Raw genomic sequence first — 8,259 nt, 5'->3', positions numbered from 1 at the left:
CAGGTCGGCGCGGAGGTGCGGAGCGCGCTCGCGCTGATCCGCCGCGTGTATGACGACCTCGGCCTGAAAGCCGCACGCTACCGCCTTTCCTTGCGCCCCGTGCATGCCGGGCGCCTCGCTCACCAAGGTGGAGGGCGACACCTTCGCGGGCACGGTCAAGGTCAAGCTGGGGCCGATTTCGCTGCTGTACAAGGGAACCGGCGAGTTCCTGGAGAAGGACGAGGCGGCCCGCAAGGTCGTCATCAAGGCGTCCGGCAAGGACTCGCGCGGCGGCGGCACCGCGGCCGCGACGGTCACCCTCACGCTCACCGAACGCGACGGCGGCACCCACGGCGCGGTCGCCACCGACCTGGCGATCACCGGACGTCCGGCGCAGTTCGGGCGCGGGCTGATCTCCGAGGTGGGCGGCAAGATCCTGGACACCTTCGCGGGGAATCTCGCGGCCTCGCTGGAGACTCCGGCCGAGGACGCCCCGGCTGCGGCTGCGGCTCCGGCTTCCGAGGAGAAGGCCGCGGAAAAGCCTGCCGAAAAGCCCGCTGAAGCACCGGCGCCCGAGGAGAAGCCGCACTTGCGGAGCGTCCCGGCAGGCGGTTCGACCGGCGAGACCGAGGCGATCGACCTGCTCGACTACGCGGGCCAGTCCGTCGCGAAGCGGCTCGCCCCGGTGGCCGCGGGCGCGGTCGTGCTGCTGATCGTGCTGGCGATCGTGCGGAAGCTGCGCCGCCGGTAACCGGCCAGGAGGTTGCCCGGTCGCTCTACTCAGAGCGTGCCCAGCGGGCAGTGAACAGGGTGGTTTTTCCCTCGGTTCGGCTAGATCCGGAGCGGACCCGCTACCCTGGGCAACTTCCGTAGGCCGAATTTCGCGTGGGGGCGCCCGTGACGCAGGCACCTGTCCCCATCGGGGTGCGCGGCGCGGTGACGGCCTGGCGCGGCTGGCCGCCGCGCTGGACGATGTGGGCGGTCGCGCGGCGGCGCTGGATCGGCTACGCCATGGTGTGCGAGGCCGTCGCCGTGGCGCTCACGGTGACGGGTCTCGCGACCGGCTTCGGCGGCCCGGTGCAGTTCAGTTCGTTCGGGGTGCTCGTCGGGCTCGGCATCGCGCAGGCCGAAATGTCGCGGCGGATCGAACGCCTGCGGCGGTGGATGAGCGGGCAGACGCACATCAACGTCACGTCCGTCTGGTACCTCGCCGGCGCGTTCCTGCTTCCGCCGGCGTGGGTGGCGTTGCTGGCGTTGGTGCTGTATCTGCATCTGTGGCTGCGAGTGTGGCGACACGTGCGTACGCGGCCCGCGCATCGCTTCGCGGCGAGTACCGCGTGGGCGATGCTGTCGTGCTTCGCGGCGTCTGCGGTGTTGACCATCGGCGGTCTGGATCAAGCACGGCTCGACACTGCGTACGGCGTCCTCGCGCTCGTACTGGCGGCAGTTGCCTTTGAACTGGTGAACGTCGTGCTTGTCGCGACGGGCATCTACCTGTACACGAACAGCCGCTCTCCCGCGGACCTCATCGGCACCTGGGAGGACAACGCCTTCGAGATCGCGACGCTCTGTCTCGGCGGGCTCGCGGCGCTGGCGTTCGTCCATCAGCCCGTGCTGGTGGTGTTCGTGCTGCCGCCGTTGTTGTTGCTGCACCGCTATCTCCTGCTGAAACAGCAGTTGCAGGTGGCGGTCGTGACCGACGAGAAAACCGGGCTGCTCAACACCGCGGGCTGGCACGAACTGGCGACCCGCGAGTTCACTCGCGCCCGGAGACGGGGGACCGGCAGCGGGTTCGCCGTCTTGATGATCGATCTCGACCACTTCAAGCGCATCAACGACACGTACGGTCACCTCACCGGCGACGAGGTGCTGGCCGCGGTTGCCGTCGCGATCGAGGCTTCGGTGCGGCAAAGCGACACCGTCGGCCGGTTCGGCGGCGAGGAATTCGTGGTCCTGCTGCCCGCGACCGGCGACACCGACGTGCTCGGGATCGCCGAACGGGTGCGGATCGCGGTGGGGGAGCTGACGGTCGCGGTGGGAGGTCCGCTGCGGATCAGCGGACTCTCCGTGTCCGTCGGCGTCGCGTGCTACCCGCAGGCGGGCGCCACGCTCGACGAGGTGTTGCGGTCGGCCGACGCCGCGTTGTACCGGGCGAAGGACGGCGGCCGGAATCGCGTGGCGGTCTGAGCCGGAAATACCGGGCGCGGGCAATTGTTGAACGTTGTATGAGCACTGCGGATCACGAGACCGACGTCGTGGTGATCGGGGCCGGGCAGGCCGGGCTGTCGGCGGCGTATCACCTGCGCCGAGCCGGGTTCGCCAACGAACGCGGGTTCGTCGTGCTCGACCACGGCAAGCGCGCGGGCGGCGCTTGGCAGTACCGGTGGCCGTCGCTGGTGGTCGGGAAGGTGCACGGGATCCACGACCTGCCGGGGATGGCGTTCGGGACCCCGGATCCGACGCGGCCGGCGAGCGAGGCGGTGTCGGAGTATTTCGGGCGCTTCGAGAAGACGTATGACTTGCCGATGCACCGTCCGGTCGACGTGACCGCGGTGCGGCGCGCGGGGGAGCGGCTGGTGGTCGAATCGCCCGCGGAGACGTGGGCGGCGCGTGCGGTGATCAGCGCGACGGGGACGTGGGACCGGCCGTTCTGGCCGCGGTATCCCGGGACTTTCGCCGGACGGCAGTTGCACACGGCGGATTACCGCGGTGCGGAGGAATTTCGTGATCAGCGCGTGGTGGTCGTGGGCGGCGGGACGTCTGCGGTGCAGTTGCTGATGGAGATCGGCCCGGTCGCGCGTTCGACGGTGTGGGTGACGCGGCGTCCGCCGGTCTGGCGCGAGGAGGAGTTCAGCGAGGACTGGGGACGCATGGCGGTGGCGAAGGTCGACGAGCGGGTGCGGGCCGGGCTGCCGCCGGAGAGCGTCGTGAGCGTGACGGATCTGCCGGTGACGCCGCAGGTGCTCGCCGGGCGCGCGGCGGGATATCTGGAGCGGCGGCCGATGTTCTCGCGGCTGGTTCCCGACGGGGTCGTCTGGGAGGACGGCAGTTTCGAGCCCGCGGACATGATTCTGTGGGCGACCGGGTTCCGGGCTTCGATCGATCACCTTGCGCCGCTGCACCTGCGGACGTCCGGCGGCGGGATCCGGATGGACGGGACTCAGGTGGTCGCGGAGCCCCGGTTGCATTTGGTCGGGTACGGGCCGTCGGCGAGCACGGTGGGGGCGAACCGGGCCGGGCGCGCGGCGGTGCAGGAAGTACGGCGGCTGCTGCGGAGCTGAGGTACGTGAAGGTGGCCCTCACTCACTGGCGCAAGTACGTGAGGGCCACCTTCACGGAATCTGATTCCCTCAGGGTTCCCCTCACGGCACTTCCGCGAGACAGGAGAGGGGCGTTCCGCTGATCGGGCGGTCTTGATCGTTTCACGTCCGTTCCGGGCTTGTCGGGAGAAACCGGGCCCGCTACTCTGCCGTTTTAGTTAGGAAACTTTCTTAACGCAACGAGACGCCGCAGAACCGTAACGCCGCCGCCCTGTTCCCGTCCGGCCCGAAGGAGTGCGACGTGTCCTCGTCCCGTGTCCGAAGTCTCGCCCGGTTCGCGTTACCGGCCGCCGCGGTGGTGCTGTTGCCCGCGGCGGTCTCGCCCGCGCGCGACGCCCATGCCGCTGCCGCCGATGTGCTGCTGTCCCAAGGGAAACCGGTCAGCACCTCGACGCTTGAGACGTCCACGCTCGGCGGCGACAACGCCGTCGACGGGAACCTCAAGACGCGCTGGGCCAGTGCGGTCAGCGCCGACGCGCAGTGGCTGCGCGTCGACCTCGGCCAGGCCGCCACGGTCCACCGGGTCAAGCTGAACTGGGAAGCGGCCTACGCCAAGAAGTACCGCGTCGAGATCTCCGACGACGGCGAGAACTTCAAGACGATCGCGACGATCACCAACGGCGACGGCGGCACCGACGACCTCACCGGGTTGTCCGGCCACGGCCGGTTCCTGCGCTTCGTCGGCACCGAGCGCGCCACGAAGTACGGCTACTCCCTCTGGGAGCTTCAGGCGTACGGCACCCCGGACTCGTCCGGCGACACCCAGGCGCCCACCACGCCGTCGAACCTCGCCGCGGGCGACATCGGCTCCAACAGCGTCGCGCTGACCTGGGCCGCCGCGACGGACAACGTCGGCGTCAGCGGGTACGACGTGCTCCGGGACGGCCAGTCCGTCGCCACCAGCACGTCCACGTCCTACACCGACAACGGCCTCTCGCCGGACACCGACTACACCTACACCGTCCGCGCGAAGGACGCCGCCGGCAACACTTCGCCGGCCAGCACTTCGGTCAAGGTGCACACGAAGCCGGGGACCGCGGGCAACACCTTCGTCCTCGCCGCAGCCGGCGACATCGCCGAGCAGTGCACCGCCAGCAGTTCCAGCTGCGTGCACCCGAAGACCGCGAAGCTGGTCCAAGGGATGAATCCCGCCGCCGTGATCACCATGGGCGACAACCAGTACGACGCCGAGGACACCGGTCTGACGCTGCAGAACTTCAAGGACTACTACGACAAGACCTGGGGCAAGTTCAAGAGCATCACGCACCCGATCCCGGGCAACCACGAGACCTACGACGACAACAAGCCGTTCGAGGCCTACCAGCAGTACTTCGGCAAGATCGCCACGCCGAACGGAAAGCGGTACTACAGCTGGGAAATGGGCAACTGGCACTTCATCGCGCTCGACTCCAACGGCTTCGTCGACGACAAGGACGGCGGCGAGCTCCAGGACACCGACCAGATGAACTGGATCAAGCAGGACCTGGCGAAGAACACCAAGGGCTGCGTCGCGGCGTACTACCACCACCCGCGGTGGAGCTCCGGCGACCACGGCGACCAGCGCGGTTCCAAGCAGCTGTGGGACCTGTTCGCGCAGAACAAGGTCGACCTGATCCTGAACGGCCACGACCACCACTACGAGCGGTTCGTCCCGCAGGACGCGAGCGGCAAGGCGAACCCGGCCGGTCCGGTCGAGATCATCGGCGGCATGGGCGGCGCGAACCCGTACCCGGTCCACTCCGCGCACCCGACCACGGCGAAGCTGCTCAAGGACACCTTCGGCGTGCTGAAGCTGACGATGACCGACAACACCTTCTCCGAGCAGCTCATCGGTCTCGACGGCAAGGTCCAGGACAGCAGCCCGACCTACACCTGCCACAACTAGGGGCCGGTCATGTACATCGCGACAAGCCGTAGTTCGGACGTCGCGGCGGGCACCGAGCGGAAGGCCGGCCTGCGCCGGGTGTCGGCGAACGTCGTCGCACTCGGCGCGGTCAGCCTGGTCACCGACATCTCCTCGGAGATGGTGACCGCGGTGCTCCCGCTGTATCTGGTGCTCGGCCTCGGGCTCAACCCGCTGCAGTTCGGCCTGCTCGACGGGCTTTACGCGGGAGCCACCGCCGTGGTCCGCGTGCTCGGCGGGCACCTGGCCGACCGGTGGAGAAGGCTCAAGGCGGTCGCCGGGTTCGGCTACGGCTTGTCCGCGGTGTGCAAGCTCGGCCTGGTCGCGGCCGGTTCGTCGGTCGCGGCGATCGGCGTGGTGCTCGCCGCCGACCGTACCGGCAAGGGGCTGCGCACGGCCCCGCGCGACGCGTTGATCTCGCTCAGCAGCGAGCCCGACACACTCGGCCGGTCGTTCGGCGTGCACCGCGCGATGGACACAGTGGGCGCGTTCCTCGGTCCGCTGGTGGCGATGGCCGTGCTCGCGTTAAGCCTCGGCAGCTACACATCGGTGTTCTTCACCAGCTTCTGCATCGCGGCGATCGCGGTGATGCTGCTGGTGTTGTTCGTCCGCGACCACAAACAGGAAATCGCTGACCGGGCTGCGGTGTCCGTGCGGGCGGCGTTCGGATTGTTGCGGGACCGCGGTTTCCGCCGCGTGGCGGTGTGGGCGGCGCTGCTCGGGTTCGTGACTCTCGGCGATTCCTTTGTGTACCTGGTTCTTCAGCGGCGCTGGGACGTCGCGGCGACGTTCTTCCCGTTGCTGCCGCTCGGCACCGCCGGGATCTATCTGGTGCTGGCCGTTCCGCTGGGCAAGCTGGCCGACCGGATCGGGCGCTGGCCGGTGTTCCTCGGCGGGCACGTCGCGCTCGTCGCCGCGCTGATCGCACTGTGCGGGCCGGTGTCCGGATTCTGGCTCGCGGCCTTGGCTTTGGGGCTGCACGGCGTGTTCTACGCGGCTACCGACGGGGTGCTGATGGCCGCCGCCGGACCGTTGGTGCCCGCTGATCTCCGGGCGACCGGTCTCGCGGTGGTCCAAACTGGACAGGCCGCCGCTCGGATGCTTTCGTCTGTCCTCTTCGGACTCGCTTGGACGTTGTGGGATCTCCAGCCCGCAGTTCTCGCGGCGGCCGGAGCGCTCGCTGTCGTGGCGCTCGGCGCCGCTTTCGCAAGGCCGGTGCGCAAATGAAAAAGGCTCTTCTTGCTGTTGTCGGCACTGTGGTGCTCGCGGCCGCGGCGGTGGTTTACACGGTTGCCGCGCGGCCTAGTCCGGCCGAACCCGCGAAGGTGGAGCATCTTTCGTTCGCGCCTGGGCAGTTGTTCTTTCGCAGCACGAAGACGGGTAACGTCGGGGTCGTTCCGCTGGCGAATCCTAGTGCGGCACCGAAGTTCAGCGATCTGAAATGCGACCGGTTCGCGGTGTCCGGCACGACTGGGATGTGTCTCGCGGTGCGTCCCGGCACCTTGCCCGCGGTGAGCGATTTCAGCGTCCTCGACCGGAATCTCACCACCACGCACAAGGACTATCTGCCGGGCACGCCGAGCCGGGCGCGCGTTTCGCCGGACGGCAAACGGGTGTACTGGACGCTGTTCGTCACCGGCGATTCCTATGCTGCCACTGGGTTTTCGACGCGCGCCGGGGTTTACCAGCTGGACAACGGCGAGCTGGAGAAAACGATCGAGGAGCTGCCGGTCCTGGTCGACGGGAAGCGCTACTTCTCCTCCGACGTCAATTACTGGGGCATCACGTTCGCCAAGGACGGCAAACGGTTCTTCTCGACGCTGGGTTCCAAGGGCAAGACGTATCTGATCGAAGGCGACTACGACACTTACCGCGGCAAGGCGCTCCGGGAGAACGTGGAATGCCCCTCGCTGTCGCCGGACGAGACACGGATCGCGTTCAAGAAGAAGGTCGGCGAGGGCGTCTGGCGGCTGTCCGTGCTCGACCTCAAGACGATGCACGAGACCGCGCTCGCCGAGACTCGCAGCGTGGACGACCAGGCGTTGTGGCAGGACGACCACACGATCCTGTACGGGCTGGAGAACGCCGTGTGGTCGGTGCCCGCGGACGGCTCCGGAGCCCCGCGCAAGCTGGTCGACGAAGCCTCCTCGCCTGCCGTCACCAGCTGATTCGACATCTCTTTACGTCGTATAGTACCCTCGTGCTCCGAGATACTTTACGACGTAAAGAGATGAGATGGCTGAAGCTGCTCTGCACGACGGAACGCGGATCGAAGCGCAGGTGCACGGGGACGGGCCGGTGTTGCTGCTCCCCGTCGACCCCAGGCCTGCCGAGGGACCGGAAGCTGAGGCGGCCCGGCAGTGGGGCACTGATCCGGAGCTGGGTCGCTCGCTGATCGAGGGATTCAGCGGGTTCCGGGTGGTGGCCTTCGACTACCAGGGGCATCGGATGGCGCATCCGGCCGACCTCACGCCGGACGTGCTCGCGGCCGATTTCCTGGCGGTGGCGGACGCGGTCGGGGCGGATCGGTTCTCGTATTACGGCTACTCGTGGCTGGCGTTGTCCGGGTTGCAGTTGGCGTTGCGCACGGATCGGCTGGACGCGTTGGTGATGGGCGGGTATCCGCCGTTGGACGGGCCGTATGCGGCAATGCTCGCGGTGACCCAGGCGACGCACGAGATGGCGCTCGCTGGCCCGTCGGCCGAAACTCAAGCTGAGCCGGGGGACTGGGATTCGGTGGACGTCACGTTGTCGACGGGCCAGACGAAGCAGTTCGTGACGTTGTACGAGGCGTTGCAGGACTTCGACGACCGGGCGGTCGAGCTGTCGTGCCCGCGGTTGTGTTTCGTGGGGTCGGAGGATCGGATCGTTTACAGCGAGCGGTGGGGCGGGGTGACCGTCGACATCGCCGGGCCGTTGCTGCGAGAGCGGGCCGAACTGGAGGCGCGTGGGTGGGCTGTCGAGGTGCTCGACGGGCTGGACCACATGAGCGCGATGCAGGCCGCCGCCGTCCTGCCGGTGGTGCGGCCGTGGCTGGAGAAAGTGACCTCGTGAGTG

At 68.4% G+C, this 8,259-nt stretch carries 6 protein-coding genes and 1 pseudogene; all 7 read left to right on the top strand.

All coding sequences use genetic code 11. From position 1 onward, the window contains the following. Positions 1-94: 94 nt before the first annotated feature. Positions 95-730, top strand: a pseudogene (locus ACWDNU_RS29600) (SRPBCC family protein); the annotation flags it as partial. A 221-nt stretch (positions 731-951) separates the two neighbouring features. Continuing rightward, entirely contained in the window at positions 952-2,166 is a 1,215-nt protein-coding gene (locus ACWDNU_RS29595; protein WP_449671318.1) for a diguanylate cyclase, read from the top strand. Positions 2,167-2,204: 38 nt separating this feature from the next. Further along, on the top strand, positions 2,205-3,260 hold the full coding sequence (locus ACWDNU_RS29590; RefSeq protein ID WP_449671317.1) for an NAD(P)-binding domain-containing protein: 1,056 nt from the start codon (positions 2,205-2,207) through the stop codon (positions 3,258-3,260). 280 nt (positions 3,261-3,540) lie between these two features. After that, the gene (locus tag ACWDNU_RS29585) at positions 3,541-5,184 is read left to right on the top strand and encodes a discoidin domain-containing protein (RefSeq protein ID WP_449671316.1); all 1,644 of its coding nucleotides are present in this window, start codon (positions 3,541-3,543) and stop codon (positions 5,182-5,184) included. A gap of 9 nt (positions 5,185-5,193) precedes the next feature. Further along, positions 5,194-6,429, top strand: a complete 1,236-nt coding sequence (locus ACWDNU_RS29580) for an MFS transporter (protein ID WP_370939519.1) — start codon at positions 5,194-5,196, stop codon at positions 6,427-6,429. After that, positions 6,426-7,370 (top strand): hypothetical protein, encoded by a 945-nt coding sequence (locus tag ACWDNU_RS29575; RefSeq protein WP_449671315.1) that lies wholly within the window; start codon positions 6,426-6,428, stop codon positions 7,368-7,370. The genes ACWDNU_RS29580 and ACWDNU_RS29575 overlap by 4 nt, the downstream gene beginning before the upstream one ends. Positions 7,371-7,437: 67 nt before the next feature. After that, positions 7,438-8,256, top strand: coding sequence for an alpha/beta fold hydrolase (locus tag ACWDNU_RS29570; protein ID WP_449671314.1), 819 nt, complete (start codon positions 7,438-7,440; stop codon positions 8,254-8,256). The last annotated feature ends 3 nt before the right edge of the window (positions 8,257-8,259 follow it).

Source organism: Amycolatopsis sp. NPDC003676 (assembly GCF_053587275.1).
The sequence above is the reverse complement of the archived record's forward strand: the minus strand, read 5'-3'. Positions and strand labels throughout refer to the sequence as shown.

Excerpts from the sequence above, each read along its gene's own strand:
- ACWDNU_RS29595 (WP_449671318.1), top strand. The coding sequence starts at position 952 with ATGTGGGCGGTCGCGCGGCGGCGCTGGATCGGCTACGCCATGGTGTGC.
- ACWDNU_RS29590 (WP_449671317.1), top strand. The coding sequence starts at position 2,205 with ATGAGCACTGCGGATCACGAGACCGACGTCGTGGTGATCGGGGCCGGG.
- ACWDNU_RS29580 (WP_370939519.1), top strand. The coding sequence starts at position 5,194 with ATGTACATCGCGACAAGCCGTAGTTCGGACGTCGCGGCGGGCACCGAG.
- ACWDNU_RS29575 (WP_449671315.1), top strand. The coding sequence starts at position 6,426 with ATGAAAAAGGCTCTTCTTGCTGTTGTCGGCACTGTGGTGCTCGCGGCC.
- ACWDNU_RS29570 (WP_449671314.1), top strand. The coding sequence starts at position 7,438 with ATGGCTGAAGCTGCTCTGCACGACGGAACGCGGATCGAAGCGCAGGTG.